The following is a 13,927-nucleotide window of genomic DNA, read 5'->3' as shown; positions in this document are numbered from 1 at the left end:
ACGGTGGCCGCCGAGATCGTCATCGAGGACCTTGCCCTGGGCCGGGCGCTCCTCGGCGTGTCCCTGACCCTCGCCCGCGGCGAGCGGTTCGCCGTCTACGGCAGCTCAGGACGGGTGCTGGCGGAGCTGCTCACCGGTGTCCGCGAGCCTGACCACGGGGTGCTCCGGATCGAGGGCGGCGCGGCCCTGGTGGCCGCCGAACCGGCCCTGTTCGATCGACTGACCTGCCGGGAACAGCTCGCCGCGTTCGCCGCCCTGCACCACCGGCCACCGCCGGACCTGCTGGCCGCGGTGGGCCTGACCGAGTGCGCGAATATTCGCGAGGACCGGCTGAGTCCGGACCGGCGCCGCCGCCTCGGCCTGGCCTGCGCCCTGGTGTCCGAGCCGGGGCTGCTGGTCCTGGACGCCGACCCGGCTGAGCTGTGGCCGCTGCTGGACTCGCAGCCGCAGACCGTGCTGTTCACCACCGAGGATCCGGCCGCGGCCGCCCGCGCGGACCGGGTCGCGCTGCTCGGGCACGGCCGCCTGCTCGCCGTGGACTGCCCAGCCACCCTGGTCGAGGCGCTGGACGCGGAACGCCGCCTGCTCGCCCCGGAGGCCACCAGCGCCACCCTGGCCGACGTGCTGCGCCACCTGGGCGGCCGGGAGGCGGCGCCGTGAGCGCTCCGCCCGCCGTGCTCGGCCCGCTGGTGCTGGCCGCCGCCCGCGATCTGCTGCGCAACCGGGTGCTGCTGTTCTTCACCTTCTTCGGCCCGCTGGCCTACCTGACCGCCTTCGCCGTGCTGTTCAGTTCGGCCGGACCCGGTCCGCTGCGGGCCAGCGCGCCCGGCCTGCTCGGCTGGACCATCGCCTGCTCTGGCGCACTCGGCGTGGCCGTGTCCCTGGCAGGCTGGCGTCGGTCCGGCCTGCTCGGGCAGATCCGGCGCAGTCCGGCGGGCTGGCGGCCGGTGCTGCTGGCCCGGTTGCTCGCGCTGTGCGGGCACACCGCCTGGCAGGCCGCGGTGCACCTGGCGGTGGCGATCGCGCTGGGCCTACGCCCGGTGCGCTGGTGGCCGCTGCCGCTGTACCTGCTCGCAGGCACGCTGGCCTTCGCCGCGCTGGGCCTGGTGGTGGGCGCGCTGACCGCCTCGGCCGACCGGGCGGCCGCGGTCACCATGCTGATCCTGATCCCGATGGGCGTGGCCAGCGGCGCCTTCATCACCGAGGCCCCGTCCTGGGTGCACGCCCTGGCCGCGCTGCTGCCGATGCGTCAGCAGCGCAACGGCCTGCTCGCCGCGTTGTCCGAGACGGACCCGGCGGGCCTGTGGTGGCCGTTGCCTGCCCTGCTCGGTGTCGCCGCCGTGCTCGGCGCCGCCGGACTGTGGCTGTGCGCGCGCCGGGACCGGGTGCTCAGCCCTTGACCGCGCCGCCGGAGAGCCCCTCCACGATGTAGCGCTGGGCGAAGGCGAACAGCACCATCGAGGGCACCAGCGAGACCACGGTGGCCGCCGACATCGAACCCCAGTCGATGTCGTACTGGGTGATGAAGGAGTTCATCGCCACCGGGATGGTCTTGGCCTCCTCGTCGTCGATGAACATGATCGCCAGGAACAACTCGTTCCAGCACTGGATGAAGGCGAAGACGAAGGTGGCCGCGATGCCCGGCAGCATCACCGGCACCACCACCCGGAACAGCGCCTGCAACCGCCCGCAGCCGTCGATCATGGCCGCTTCCTCGATGGCCACCGGGATCCGCTCGAAGAACCCGCGCAACATGATGGTGCAGAACGGGATCAGCATCGCCACGTACACCAGCACCAGGCCCGGCAACCGGTTGAGCAGGTCCAGGGAGTTCAGCAGCAGGTAGAGCGGGCCGAGCGCGATGAACAGCGGGATCATCTGGGTCACCAGGAAGGCCAGCATCACCTGGCCGCGGCCGCGGAAGGAGAACCGGGCCAGCACGTACCCGGCGAGCAGCCCGATCAGCAGCACCACCGCCGCGGCGGCCAGCGACACCAGCAGGCTGTTGCCGATGTAGGTGCCGAAGCTGGCGAAGCCGAACAGCCGCTCGTAGTTGGCCAGCGTCGGCGAGCCGGGCAGGTATTCCAGCGGCAGCCGGAAGATGTCGCCCTGCGGTTTCAGCGAGGTGACCACGATCCAGTACAGCGGGAACACGGTCACGACCAGCCACAGGCCGAGCACGGCGAAACGGGCGAAGGCGGCTGCGCGCATCAGAAGTCCCTGCTCTTTTCCAGCCTGGTCGCGGCCAGGTAGAAGACCGTGAACGCGAACAGCAGCACCAGCACGATCAACCCGACCGCGGACGCCTGCCCGTAGTCCTGGGCGCCGATGATCTTGTTGATCATGTAGGTGGTGATGATGTGCGTCTTGCCCGCCGGACCGCCGTCGGTCATCGCGTAGATGATGTCCGGGAAGTTCAGGATCCAGATCACCCGCAGCAGCACCACCAGCACCAAGGTGGGGCGGATGAACGGGATCACCACCCGCCACAGCGCCTGCGCGTAGCTGGCCCCGTCCAGCCGGGCCGCCTCGTGCAGCTCCTGCGGCACCGATTGCAGCGCGGCCAGGATCATGATCGAGAAGAACGTGACGCCGTACCAGACGTTGGCGATGATCTGCCCGGTCTGCGCCCACTCCGGACTGGCCAGGAAGGCGATCGGCGCGTCCACGATCCCCAGCCGCAGCAGCAGATCGTTGACCACGCCGAACTCGGCGTTGAACATCCACCGCCAGATCAGGCCGATCAGGAACCCGGACATCGCCCAGGGGAAGAACACCAGCGCCTGGTAGAGCCCGCGACCGCGGAAAGCCTTCTGCAGCAACAGGGCCAGCCCGAAACCGAGCACGAACTGGCCGGTCAGGGAGAAGGCCACCCAGATGCCGGTGTTGGCCAGTGCGGTCCAGAACCCTGGCTCGGCAAGGACTTTCTCGAAGTTGCCCCAGCCGATGAAGCCGGTGTCGCTGAGGTCGAACAGGGTGTAGTTCTGGAAGGAGATGACCCCGCCGCGGATCATCGGGTAGTAGGTGAACACCCCGACCAGCAGCAGCGCGGGCGCCAGGCAGGCGGTGATGAACAGCCCGCGGTTGCGGCGCAGCACGAACGCGGGACGGGGCGCGGTATCGGTGCTCACGCGCCACCGGCCTTCTTCTGCTCGGCCCAGAACTTGTCCCAGGACCCGAGTACCTCGGCCACGGTTTTCTCCCCGACCAGCAAGGACTGCACGTCGATATCGGCCTGCTTCTGCCAGCGCCCCCAGCCCGGGTACTGGATCGGCCGCTCCACCACGACCTGCGCCGGGTCATTGGCCATGTCCAGGTATGCCTTGAACGCGCCGGTGGAGAACTGCGGATCCTGCGCCGCCGCGGTGTGCACCGGGATCAGCGAGTGCTCCTTGGCCCAGCGCAGCCCCTGTTCGGCCGAGCTGAGGAACTCCAGCAACTTCACCGCCGCGTCCCGGTTGCGGCTGAACGAGGTCACGCCCCAGCCCGCGTACCCGGTGGGCTGCAAGGCGAGTCCGGTGGGGCCCTTGGGAATCGGCAGCGTGGTCCAGGATCCCTTGGGCAGCCCGGTGGCCCGCTCGGTCGTCTTGATCACCTCGGGGTCCTGGATGAGCAGCGAGGTCACCCCGGAGGTGAAGCCCTGCACCATTTCCGGATAGCTCCAGGCCAGCGATCCCGGCGGCGACCCGGTCTTGAACAACCGCAGGAACGCCTCCATCGCGGTCACCGCCTCGGGGGAGGCGAAGATCGTGCTGCCGTCCTTGCGCCAGAACCCCTGCGCCGGATCCACCTGCGGCCCGGCATAGGCGGAGATGATCGAGACCGCGTAGTGGAAGGTGCCCGCGCCGCCGCGGAAGGAGTAGCCGAACCGGTTCTTGCCGGGTTCGGTCAGCTTCACCGCCGCCTCGATCAGCTCCGGCCAGGTCGCGGGCGGCTTGAGACCCGCCTCGCTGAGCCGGTCGGTGCGCGCGAACAAGGTGTTCTGGAAGAACCCGTACGGCACCAGGTAGGGCTTGCCGCCGACCGAGGCCGCCTTCTGCCGCGCCAGCGGGGTCAGCTCCGGCCAGCCGGGCCAGTTCGCCACGTAGGGGGAGAGGTCGAGCAGGCTCTGGTTGTTGACGAACTGCTTGACCGTGTAGTCCCGCACCTCCACCAGATCCACGTCGTTCTTGGCGCTGAGCACCTGCGCGATCTTCTGGTCCGCGCTCTGCAACGGCGGCGAGATCAGCCGCACATCGATCTCCGGGTTGGCCGCCTCGAACGCGGTGATCATGTCCCGCAGCAACGCGGTCCGCTCCGGACTGGTCAGACTCTGGATCACCCGCAAGGTGATCCCGCCGCCCGTGCCGCACCCGGTGAGCACCGAGGTCAACAGGGTCAGGGCCACCAGCCCGAACACGGCGGATCGTGGTCTGCGCATGCCACCCCCGAGACGTGTCAACGTTGTCAACACTGGCTGAGTCCGGCGAACGTAGCCGAGCCCCCAAGCCCGTGTCCAGGGCCTTCAGTAGTTGCCTCGACCCGGCCCGGCCAGGCGGAAACCCGCCGGAAACCCCTGCCTGGCTACCAAGTCCCCATGAGACAACGACTCCTGCTCCTACTCGCCACCGTCGCCGCCCTGGTCGGTCTCACCGCTCTGCCGGCGGGCGCGCTCACCAACGGCGGCAACGTCAGCGGCCCGACGCCGTGGATGGCCTCGTTGCAGGTGGGCGGCAAGCATGCCTGCGGTGGCACGCTGGTCGCCGCGCAGTGGGTGCTGACCGCATTCCACTGCGTGATCAAGCCGACGGACATCGAGCAGATCCGGATCGGCAGCCGTAACCACACCAGCGGCGGCGTCGTGGCCAAGCCGGTGGCGGCGGTCAAGCACCCCAAGGCGGTCTTCACCCCGCCCAACCTGTTCAGTGGCGTCGACCTGACCCTGATCAAGCTGGACCGCCCGGTGCCGTTCCGGCCGATGGGACTCACCGGCAGCTCGCCGGGTCCGGGCACCAAGCTGGACCTGCTCGGCTGGGGCTGGACCTGTTCGGACAAGCCGGACTGTGACAGCCCGGCGCACCTCAAGCAGATCCAGCTGCCGGTCGCCCCCGACGCCGAGTGCTTCCAGGGCAAGGACCGGCCGTGGTCGCTGTGCCTGCCTTCGCAGCGCGGTCAGGGCACCTGCTCCGGTGACTCCGGCGGCCCTGCCCTGGTCCGGAGCGGGCGCGGCTGGCGGCTGGCCGGGGTGACCTCCGGCGGCGGGCGACAGGACCCGGCCAAACCGGTCGAGTGCGGCAGCGACAACCACTACAACGCCTACACCGAGGTGGCGCCGGCGCTGAACTGGATCAAGGACACCACCCGCTAACCCAAGGTCTCGAACGCGGCGGCGAGATCAGCCACCAGGGTCTCGCCGTCCTCCAGCCCCACCGACAGCCGCACCAGCCCGACCGGGATGCCCATGGTCGCCCGCACCGACTCCTCCACGGTCACCGCCGGCGCGTTCACCAGGCTCTCGTAACCGCCCCAGGACACGCCGATCCTGAAGTGCCGCAACGAGTCCACGAACTTCTCCACCAGCGAGACGTCCTCGGTGTCCAGCTCGAAGGCGAACAGTCCGGAGAACCCGCTGAGCTGTCGCCGCGCCAGTTCGTGGTCCGGATGTCCTGGCAGCCCGGGGTAACGCACCGACCGCACCCGCGGATGCGCGTCCAGGAACTCGGCCACCCGCAGCGCCCGCTCGCCGTGCGCGGCCATCCGCACCCCGAGCGTGCGCAACCCCTTGACCACCTTGGCCGCGTCGTGCGGGGACATCGCCGCGCCGTAGAGCTGGTACTCCACCAGCGACAGCGGCCGGACCAGCGCCGCCGACCCGCACACCACGCCGCCGACCAGGTCGCTGTGCCCGCCGATGTACTTCGACAGCGAGTGCACCACCAGGTCCACGCCCAGCGTGATCGGCTTCTGGAACAGCGGGGTGGCCCAGGTGTTGTCCATGATCGTCACCGCGCCGTGCGCCCGCGCCAGCTCGACCACGGCGGCGATCTCCAGCACCCGGAAGGCCATGAAGGTCGGCGACTCGAAGTAGACCAGCCTGGTCTCCGGCCGGATCAGCTCCCGCGCCTGGTCCAGATCGGCCGCGTGCGTGTGCGTGACGCCGAACTTGGTCAGGTAGCGCAGGAAGCTGGTGGTCGGCCCGTAGATCGCGCCGATGGCCAGCACGTGGTCGCCCGCGGCGACCTGCGCGGAGATGGTCGCCGAGATCGCGCCCATGCCCGAGCCGAAGCATTTGGCCCGCTCGGCCCGCTCCAGTGCGGCCAGCTTGTCCTGCGCCAGCGCCACCGTCGGGTTGGTGCCGCGCCAGTAGACGAAGTTCTCGTCCTCGGCCCGCAGCGCCTTCCCCAGCGCGGCCGTGTTCGGGAAGGTGAACAGGGAGTTCTCGTAGACCGGTGGGTGCACCGCGCCGAGGAAGTGCTCGGCGTCCTCACCCAGGCGGGTGCAGATCCAGTCGTCGCTGTACACGTCGGCCACGAGCGCGAAGGCTACCCGGGGGAGGGGTGCGCATGACGCTGGAGTTCCGCCTGCTCGGCGTGGTCGAGGCCACCAGTGCGGGCAGGCCGCTGGAGGTGGGGCACGCGCGGCAGCGCAGCGTGCTCGCGGTGTTGCTGACCGAGGTCAACCGCCCGGTCCCGGCCGCCGTGCTGCTGGACCGGGTCTGGGGCGATCGCCTGCCGGACACCGCCAGGGACACCCTGGGCAGCTACCTGTCCCGGCTGCGCCGCACCCTCGCGCCGGCCGGGGTCACGCTGACCAGGGGCAACGGCGGCTACACCCTGACCGTGCCGGACACCGCCGTCGACCTGCACCGCTTCCGCGCGCTGTGCGCCAAGGCCCGCACCGCCGCGGCGCCGCTGCCACTGCTGGAGGCCGCCCTGGCGCTGTGGCGCGGCGAGCCCTTCGCCGACCTGGACGCCCCCGGCCTCGACCCGCTGCGCACCGCGCTGGCCCAGGAACGGCACACCGCCGAACTCGACCGGGACGACCTGCTGCTGGCCCAGGGCAGGCCCGCCGAACTGCTGCCCGAGCTGATCACCGCCGTCGAGGCCACCCCGCTGGACGAGCGCCGGACCGGCCAGCTCATGCTCGCGCTGTGCCGCCTCGGCAGGCAGGCCGACGCGCTGGCCCGCTACGCCGATCTGCGGGCCCGGCTGGCAGGGGAACTCGGCATCGACCCCGGCCCTCGGCTGCGTGAGCTGCACCAGCGCATCCTCACCGCCGACCCGGCTCTCACCTCACCGACCCGCGGCACCCCGGCGCAACTGCCCGCGCCGCCCCGGCTGTTCACCGGCCGGGATGCCGAACTGGCCGCGCTGACCGTGGGCGAGACCAGCGTGGTCAGCGGCATCGGCGGCATCGGCAAGACCTCGCTGGTGCTGTTCTGGGCGCAGCGGCACCTGCCCGCCTTCCCGGACGGCCAGCTCTACGTGGACCTGCGCGGCTTCGACCCGGCCAGCCCGCCGATGCCGCCGGGGGTGGCGCTGCGCGGATTCCTGGACGCCCTCGGCGTGCTGCCCTCGGCGGTGCCGGTGGACGAGCACGCCCAGGCCGCGCGGTACCGGAGCCTGGTCACCGGCCGCCGCCTGCTGATCGTGCTGGACAACGCCCGCGACTCCGAGCAGGTGCTGCCACTGCTGCCCGGCGGCGACACCTGCACCGTGGTGGTGACCAGCAGGCACCGCCTGGACGGCCTGCTCGCCACCCACCGCGCCCGCCCGGTGCCGGTCGCGGGCCTGGCCGAGTCCGACGCCCGCCACCTGCTCGCCCGCTACCTGGGCGCGGACCGGCTGGCCGCCGAACCCGCGGCGGTCACCGCGCTGCTGACCCGCTGCGCCCGGCTGCCGCTGGCCCTGGGCATCGTGGCCGCCCGCGCCGCCACCCACCCCGATTTCCCGCTGGCCGCGCTGGCCGAGGAACTTCGCGAGGACACCACCCGGCTGGACGCCCTGGACTCCGGCGAACTGACCGCCAGCCTGCGTGCCGTCTTCACCACCACCTACCACGCGCTCAGCCCGGCAGCGGTCGCCCTGGCCGGCCTGCTCGCGCACGCCCCCGGCCCCGACCTGGGCCTGACCGCGCTGCCCGCGCTGACCGACGAGCCACTGCCGGCCACCCGCCCCCGGCTGCGCGAACTGACCGCGTTGCACCTGGTCCAGGAACACACCCCCGGCCGCTACCGGATGCACGACCTGGTCCGCCTCTTCGCCGCCGAACACGCCAAGCCCGACGACACCGCGCACCGCAGGCTGATCGAGCACCAGCTCCAGTCCATCGCCGAGGACCCGGACCGGCTCGCGGTGGAATGGCCGAACCTGCTGGCCGCCGCCGAACTCGCCGCCCGCCGCGACTGGCTGCCCGAACTCACCGCACTGGCCGCCACCCTGCCGCACTACCTGGACCGGACCGGCCGCTACGACGACGCCATCGCCCTGCACACCCTGTTGCTGGACACCGGAAACCGGGAACTCATCGGCCCGGCCCTGGTCGGCCTCGGCCTCACGCACTGGCGCCGCGGCGACTTCGACACCGTGATCGAGCGCTTCACCCGGGCACTGGCGCACGGCAGGGAACTCGGCGACGACCTGATCATCGGCCGGTCGCTCAACGGCCTCGGCCTGTCCCACCTGCGTCGCGGTGACTGCGCGGAGGCGCTGTCCTGGCACCGCGCCGCGCTGACCATCGGCCGCGCCAGGGGTTTCCGCGACGTCGAGGGCTACGCGCTGGTCGGGATCGGGTTCGCCGAGCAGTGGTTCGGCAACTACGAGTCGGCGCTGAGCCACCACCGGATGGCGGTCACGGTGGCCGGGGAGTCCGCCGACGTGGAGCTGGAATGCCACGCCCGCAACGGGATCGGCATCGCCTGCGTGGCTCTGGGCCGCCCCGGCGAGGCGGTGCCGCAGCACGAGCAGGTGCTGGCGGTGGCCCGGCAGCGGGAGAACCGATACCTGCAAGGGCACGCACTGGTGTGCCTTGGCCTGGCCCGGCACTGCGCCGGTGATCTCGACGCAGCCCTGCCGCCGGTGCACCAGGGGCTGGCGCTGGCGGTGGAGATCGGCGAGCAGTACCAGCAGACCCGGGCCCACCAGGTCCTCGCCGCCCTGCACCAGGACCGGGGCGAGCCCGATCAAGCCGCCCACCACGAACGGCTCATGCTGGAGTTGCGCACCGCGCTTGGCCTGCCCGAGTTCAGGGCGCTGTTCCCGCCCCGAGGCTGACGATCCGGGCCCTGCCGCTGGGCAGAGCCCGGATCCCGTCGGCGAACGCCCCCATATCTCCGCTCGCCGCACGTCACCACTGTGCCCGCGCGCCCCTGCGGAAACCCTGCGCGTTCCTGGAATCCCCAGCTCAGCGCCACTTGCCCCGCCCGGCGTCCGGGTGACCGCGATCACCAATCACACTGGAGAGCGGACATTTCACCCGAGGGAGGGAGCGGCGTGTTCGCTACGCCCACAGCGCGTTTCCGTGCGGTAGCCATCGCCGAGGCGTTTTCCTGGGCCGGCCTGCTGGTCGGCATGTTCTTCAAGTACGTCATGGTCGGCAACGACCTGGGGGTCAAGATCTTCGGCCCGGTGCACGGAGTGATCTTCGTGCTCTACCTGTTCGTGGTGCTCATGGTGCGTGAGCCGCTCAACTGGGACGGGCGCACCACGACCTGGGCGCTGATCGCGAGCGTGCCGCCGTTCGGCACCATCGTGTTCGAGCGCTGGGTGAACAAGCGGACTCAGGCGGCCCCGGTCACTCCGTGAAGTCGCCGGTGGCGTGCCGGACCTTGGCCAGCAGGGCGGTGAGCTGGACCGTCTCCGGTCCACTCAGCCCCTGCAGGCCGAATCCGGCCTCCACCACCGCCTCGGTGGCCACCTTCATCCGGTCCCGCCCGGCGTCGGTGATGGCCACCAGCGTGGTGCGGCGATCGGTCGGGTGCGGCTCGCGCTGTACCAGGCCATCGCTCTCCAGCCGGTCCACGATGTTGGTGACGCTGGTCGGGTGCAGTTGCAGCCGCTCGCCCATCACCCGCATCGGCAGACTGCCGCGCCGGGAAAAGGTAAGCAGCACAAGGGCTTCGTACCTGGCGAAGGTCAGCCGGTGCGGTTTGAGCGCACCGTCCACTGCGGACTGCACGATCTGCTGCACGCGCATCACGCTGGTGACCGCGGCCATCGTCTCCGAAGGCCCGATGCGCTGGGTCCAGGATTCGGCGGCCCGCGCGATCGGGTCGAAGGGGAGTGGATGGCCGGTCACAACCTCCGAAACTAGCAGTGCGTACTGAGCAGTAGCAGCCTGAGATGGATCTTTTTTCACACCGTGGAACCAGGGAGGCCCCAGCGATGCTCGTCGCGTTCAGTGTCAGTCCGGCCGGTGGTGAGACCGGCGGCGTCAGCGAGGCGGTCGCCGCCGCGGTCAAGGTGGTCCGGGAATCGGGACTGCCCAACGAGACCAGCGCCATGTTCACCACCATCGAAGGTGACTGGGACGAGGTGATGGCGGTGGTGAAGCAGGCCGTGGACGCGGTGGCCGCTTTCGGTCCCCGGGTGTCGCTGGTGCTCAAGGCCGATATCCGCCCCGGCTTCACCGGCCAGCTCACCGCGAAGGTCGAACGCCTTGAGGCCCACCTCTCCGAGGGCTGAGTTGCCTGGCCGGTGAAGGTAGGTCGTCCTACTATTGGACTACCCACCACGGGCTGGAGGCGGCATGGATGTCGAGGCCGGACGGGAACGCTGGGTGCACCGCTACGCCGACGCGCAGCGGAAAGGCCAGGTCAGGGAAGCCGACTTCAACACCCTCTCCGGCCTGGAGGTGGACCCGGTCTACGGCCCGGGAACAGCGCCGGAGGGCTTCGAGCGGATCGGCTGGCCCGGTGAGTACCCATTCACCCGCGGCCTGTACCCGACTGGTTACCGCGGCCGGGCGTGGACCATCCGCCAGTTCGCCGGCTTCGGCAACGCCCGGCAGACCAACGAGCGCTACCGGATGATCCTGGCCCGCGGTGGTGGCGGGCTCTCTGTCGCCTTCGACATGCCCACCCTGATGGGCCGGGACTCCGACGACCCGCGCGCCCTCGGCGAGGTCGGCCACTGCGGCGTGGCTATCGACTCCGCCGCCGACCTGGACATCCTCTTCGACGGCATCCCGCTGGAACAGGTCACCACCTCGATGACCATCTCCGGCCCCGCGGTGCCGATGTTCTGCATGTACCTGGTCGCCGCCGAACGGCAGGGCGCCGACATCGGACGGCTCAACGGGACCCTGCAGACCGACATCTTCAAGGAGTACATCGCGCAGAAGGAGTGGCTCTTCGAGCCCGAGCCGCACCTGCGCCTGATCGGCGACCTGATGGCCTACTGCCAGGACAACATCCCGGCCTACAAACCGCTGTCGGTCTCCGGCTACCACATCCGCGAGGCCGGTTCGACTGCGGCGCAGGAGCTGGCCTTCACCCTCGCCGACGGCTTCGGCTACGTCGAACTGGGCCTGTCCCGCGGCCTGGACATCGAGAAGTTCGCGCCCGGTCTCAGTTTCTTCTTCGACGCGCACATCGACTTCTTCGAGGAAATCGCCAAATTCCGCGCCGCCCGCCGGATCTGGGCCCGCTGGCTGCGCGAGGTCTACGGCGCCAAGACGGACAAGGCGCAGTGGCTGCGCTTCCACACCCAGACCGCCGGAGTGTCGCTGACCGCGCAACAGCCGGACAACAACATCGTCCGCACCGCCGTAGAAGCCCTGGCCGCGGTACTCGGCGGCACAAACTCCTTGCACACCAACGCCCTGGACGAGGTCCTCGCCCTGCCCAGCGAACGCGCCGCGCAGATCGCGCTGAGCACCCAGCAGGTCCTCATGGCCGAAACCGGCGTGGTCAACGTGGCCGATCCCCTCGGCGGCTCCTGGTACGTCGAAGCCCTCACCGACAAGTTGGAAGCCGAAGCCGAACGCATCTTCACCCGCATCAAGGACCTGGCCGCCCTGGCCGCCCCCTCCGGCCACCACCCCATCGGCGAGATGACCTCAGGCATCCTGCGCGGCATTGAGGACGGCTACTTCACCGGCGAAATAGCCGACGCCGCCTTCGAGTACCAACAGGCCCTGGAAAAAGGCGACAAGAAAATGGTCGGCGTCAACATCCACACCGACGTCACCGCCGATTCCCTGGAAATCCTCCGCGTCAGCCACGAGGTAGAACTCGACCAACGCCGCACCCTCGCCGAACGCCGAGCCCAGCGTGACCAGCCCACTGTCAACCAGACCCTCGCCAACCTCCGCACCGCAGCCCAAGGCGACGGCGAACTGATCGAACCCATGCTCGCCGCCGCCCGCGCCGAGGCCACCCTCGGCGAGATCTGCGAGGTACTCCGCACGGAATGGGGCACCTACACCGAGCCCGCCCGCTTCTGATCAGGCCACTTATCACCCAAATCCCACGCCCCGCCCCCCGCGCCCCCACGCCCCGCCCGCACGCCTCCCGCGCCCGGGGTCCCCGCCACCCGGCCCCGCGCAACCCCCTCTTCTCCTCCTTCACCGCCCACGCGAGCGGTGCTCCGGCGGCCCGGCCGGGGACGCCCATCCCCCAATGCGGCGGGCGGCGCGGCGCGACATACCCGGGTCATGTCAGGATGGAAACCGTGACAAGGCCCGATCCTCGTAAGACCGCCGCACTGTCCGCCGCGCTCGCGGGAGCGGTGGACCTGTCCGCGCTCAAGGCCAGGGCCGACGCGGCGGCCCGCCAGCCGTCCCGTCCCGCCGCGGCCGAGCCCGGCGCGCCCACGTCCCCCGGCGATGCCGGGGACAGCGAGTGGGTCATCGACGTCACTGAGGCCGACTTCCAGGCCAAGGTCGTCGAACGCTCGCTGGAGATCCCGGTCGTGATCGACCTGTGGGCCACCTGGTGCGAGCCGTGCAAGCAGCTGTCCCCGGTGCTGGAGCGGCTGGCCAAGGCCGCCAACGGCACCTGGCTGCTGGCCAAGGTCGACGTGGACACCAACCCCCGGATCGCCCAGCTCTTCGGCGTCCAGTCGGTGCCCACCGTGGTCGCCATCGCCGGCGGCCAGCCGGTGGACGCCTTCGCCGGCGCCCTGCCCGAGCCGCAGATCCGCGAGTGGCTGACCACCCTGATCGACGCCCTGCGCGACCGCCTCCCTGGCATCGCCGCGGCCGAGGCCAACCAGGGCGCTCCCGCCGCCGAGGTCGAGGAAGAGCCGGAAGACCCCAGGTTCGTCGCCGCCGAGGAAGCCTTCGAACGCGGTGACTACACCGCCGCCGAAGCCGCCTACCAGGACATCCTCAACGCCGAGCCCGCCAACGAACTGGCCAAGGCCGCCGTGGCCCAGGTCCGCTTCGCCGCCAGGGCGGAAGCGGCCGACCCCACCGCGATCGCCAAGGCCAACGCCACCCCCGACGACCTGGACGCCCAACTGGCCGCCGCCGACGCCGAGTTGGCCGACCAGCAGGTGGACCAGGCATTCGCCCGCCTGATCGACTCGGTCCGCCGCACTGCGGGCGAGGACCGAGACCGAGCCCGCAAACACCTGGTCGACCTGTTCGAGCTGTTCGACCCAGCCGACGAACGAGTCATGAAGGCCCGCCGAAACCTGGCCAGCGCCCTGTTCTGAGCGCCACGTTCTGCGCAAGCCGGAATCCCTCAGGAGTCACCCACCCGCGAGGCCCAGCCCCGCACCACACCCCGACTCCTGGGGGCTTTCCCTTGCCGGCCTCAGCCAATCCCGGTCAGGCCCCGCGGCGGTTTCAATCAGCCCCTCCGCAGTGGCTCCCGTTCAGCCCCGCAGCGGTTCCCGGTCACCCCCGCAATGGTTCCCGGTCAGCCCCGCAATGGTTCCCGGTCAGCCCCGCAATGGTTCCCGGTCAGCCCCGCAATGGTTCCCGGTCAGCCCCGCAATGGTTC

The 13,927-nt window shown here is 70.7% G+C and carries 13 protein-coding genes; 8 read left to right on the top strand and 5 right to left on the bottom strand.

What is annotated here, in order from left to right; translation table 11 throughout:
* Nucleotides 1–3: 3 nt before the first annotated feature.
* Complete coding sequence (locus MZC64_RS44145) at nt 4–660, top strand: ATP-binding cassette domain-containing protein (protein ID WP_247765648.1); 657 nt, start codon at nt 4–6, stop codon at nt 658–660.
* On the top strand, nt 657–1,400 hold the full coding sequence (locus tag MZC64_RS44140) for an ABC transporter permease (protein WP_247765650.1): 744 nt from the start codon (nt 657–659) through the stop codon (nt 1,398–1,400). Before MZC64_RS44145 ends, MZC64_RS44140 begins: the two co-directional genes overlap by 4 nt.
* Here the strand turns inward: MZC64_RS44140 and MZC64_RS44135 are convergent.
* The 3 genes from MZC64_RS44135 to MZC64_RS44125 are packed head-to-tail and all read right to left on the bottom strand — an operon-like array spanning nt 1,390 to nt 4,420.
* Complete coding sequence (locus MZC64_RS44135) at nt 1,390–2,211, bottom strand: carbohydrate ABC transporter permease (RefSeq protein WP_247765652.1); 822 nt, start codon at nt 2,209–2,211, stop codon at nt 1,390–1,392. The two genes, MZC64_RS44140 and MZC64_RS44135, sit on opposite strands and share 11 nt — an antisense overlap.
* Nucleotides 2,211–3,131, bottom strand: a complete 921-nt coding sequence (locus tag MZC64_RS44130) for a carbohydrate ABC transporter permease (protein ID WP_247765654.1) — start codon at nt 3,129–3,131, stop codon at nt 2,211–2,213. The genes MZC64_RS44135 and MZC64_RS44130 overlap by 1 nt, the downstream gene beginning before the upstream one ends.
* Complete coding sequence (locus tag MZC64_RS44125) at nt 3,128–4,420, bottom strand: sugar ABC transporter substrate-binding protein (protein WP_247765655.1); 1,293 nt, start codon at nt 4,418–4,420, stop codon at nt 3,128–3,130. Before MZC64_RS44125 ends, MZC64_RS44130 begins: the two co-directional genes overlap by 4 nt.
* 156 nt (nt 4,421–4,576) lie before the next feature.
* Between MZC64_RS44125 and MZC64_RS44120 the strand changes: the two genes are divergently transcribed.
* Nucleotides 4,577–5,347, top strand: a complete 771-nt coding sequence (locus MZC64_RS44120) for a trypsin-like serine protease (RefSeq protein WP_247765656.1) — start codon at nt 4,577–4,579, stop codon at nt 5,345–5,347.
* Here the strand turns inward: MZC64_RS44120 and MZC64_RS44115 are convergent.
* Nucleotides 5,344–6,510: an aminotransferase class I/II-fold pyridoxal phosphate-dependent enzyme gene (locus MZC64_RS44115; protein WP_247765658.1), complete on the bottom strand. Its 1,167-nt coding sequence runs from the start codon at nt 6,508–6,510 to the stop codon at nt 5,344–5,346. The genes MZC64_RS44120 and MZC64_RS44115 overlap by 4 nt on opposite strands.
* Before the next feature lie 32 nt (nt 6,511–6,542).
* On the opposite strand from MZC64_RS44115, the gene MZC64_RS44110 reads away from it, so the two are divergent.
* On the top strand, nt 6,543–9,251 hold the full coding sequence (locus tag MZC64_RS44110; RefSeq protein WP_247765660.1) for a BTAD domain-containing putative transcriptional regulator: 2,709 nt from the start codon (nt 6,543–6,545) through the stop codon (nt 9,249–9,251).
* Between the two features lie 219 nt (nt 9,252–9,470).
* Entirely contained in the window at nt 9,471–9,782 is a 312-nt protein-coding gene (locus tag MZC64_RS44105; protein ID WP_247765661.1) for a DUF3817 domain-containing protein, read from the top strand.
* Here MZC64_RS44105 and MZC64_RS44100 read toward each other — a convergent pair.
* Nucleotides 9,772–10,275, bottom strand: coding sequence for a MarR family transcriptional regulator (locus MZC64_RS44100; protein WP_185009394.1), 504 nt, complete (start codon nt 10,273–10,275; stop codon nt 9,772–9,774). The genes MZC64_RS44105 and MZC64_RS44100 overlap by 11 nt on opposite strands.
* A gap of 86 nt (nt 10,276–10,361) precedes the next feature.
* On the opposite strand from MZC64_RS44100, the gene MZC64_RS44095 reads away from it, so the two are divergent.
* The 3 genes from MZC64_RS44095 (at nt 10,362) to MZC64_RS44085 (ending at nt 13,637) form a co-directional block, all read left to right on the top strand.
* Entirely contained in the window at nt 10,362–10,661 is a 300-nt protein-coding gene (locus tag MZC64_RS44095) for an MTH1187 family thiamine-binding protein (RefSeq protein ID WP_247765662.1), read from the top strand.
* A 64-nt stretch (nt 10,662–10,725) separates the two neighbouring features.
* Nucleotides 10,726–12,423, top strand: coding sequence for a methylmalonyl-CoA mutase (locus tag MZC64_RS44090; protein WP_247765663.1), 1,698 nt, complete (start codon nt 10,726–10,728; stop codon nt 12,421–12,423).
* Nucleotides 12,424–12,641: 218 nt separating this feature from the next.
* Complete coding sequence (locus MZC64_RS44085; RefSeq protein WP_247765664.1) at nt 12,642–13,637, top strand: tetratricopeptide repeat protein; 996 nt, start codon at nt 12,642–12,644, stop codon at nt 13,635–13,637.
* Nucleotides 13,638–13,927: the final 290 nt, after the last annotated feature.

The organism is Crossiella sp. S99.2 (assembly GCF_023094165.1).
Lineage (GTDB): Bacteria > Actinomycetota > Actinomycetes > Mycobacteriales > Pseudonocardiaceae > Crossiella.
Note: the sequence above shows the minus strand (reverse complement) of the source record. Positions and strands in the feature narration are given on the sequence as shown.

Excerpts from the sequence above, each read along its gene's own strand:
- MZC64_RS44110 (WP_247765660.1), top strand. The coding sequence starts at position 6,543 with ATGACGCTGGAGTTCCGCCTGCTCGGCGTGGTCGAGGCCACCAGTGCG.
- MZC64_RS44120 (WP_247765656.1), top strand. The coding sequence starts at position 4,577 with ATGAGACAACGACTCCTGCTCCTACTCGCCACCGTCGCCGCCCTGGTC.
- MZC64_RS44095 (WP_247765662.1), top strand. The coding sequence starts at position 10,362 with ATGCTCGTCGCGTTCAGTGTCAGTCCGGCCGGTGGTGAGACCGGCGGC.
- MZC64_RS44125 (WP_247765655.1), bottom strand. The coding sequence starts at position 4,420 with ATGCGCAGACCACGATCCGCCGTGTTCGGGCTGGTGGCCCTGACCCTG.
- MZC64_RS44135 (WP_247765652.1), bottom strand. The coding sequence starts at position 2,211 with ATGCGCGCAGCCGCCTTCGCCCGTTTCGCCGTGCTCGGCCTGTGGCTG.
- MZC64_RS44085 (WP_247765664.1), top strand. The coding sequence starts at position 12,642 with ATGGAAACCGTGACAAGGCCCGATCCTCGTAAGACCGCCGCACTGTCC.
- MZC64_RS44090 (WP_247765663.1), top strand. The coding sequence starts at position 10,726 with ATGGATGTCGAGGCCGGACGGGAACGCTGGGTGCACCGCTACGCCGAC.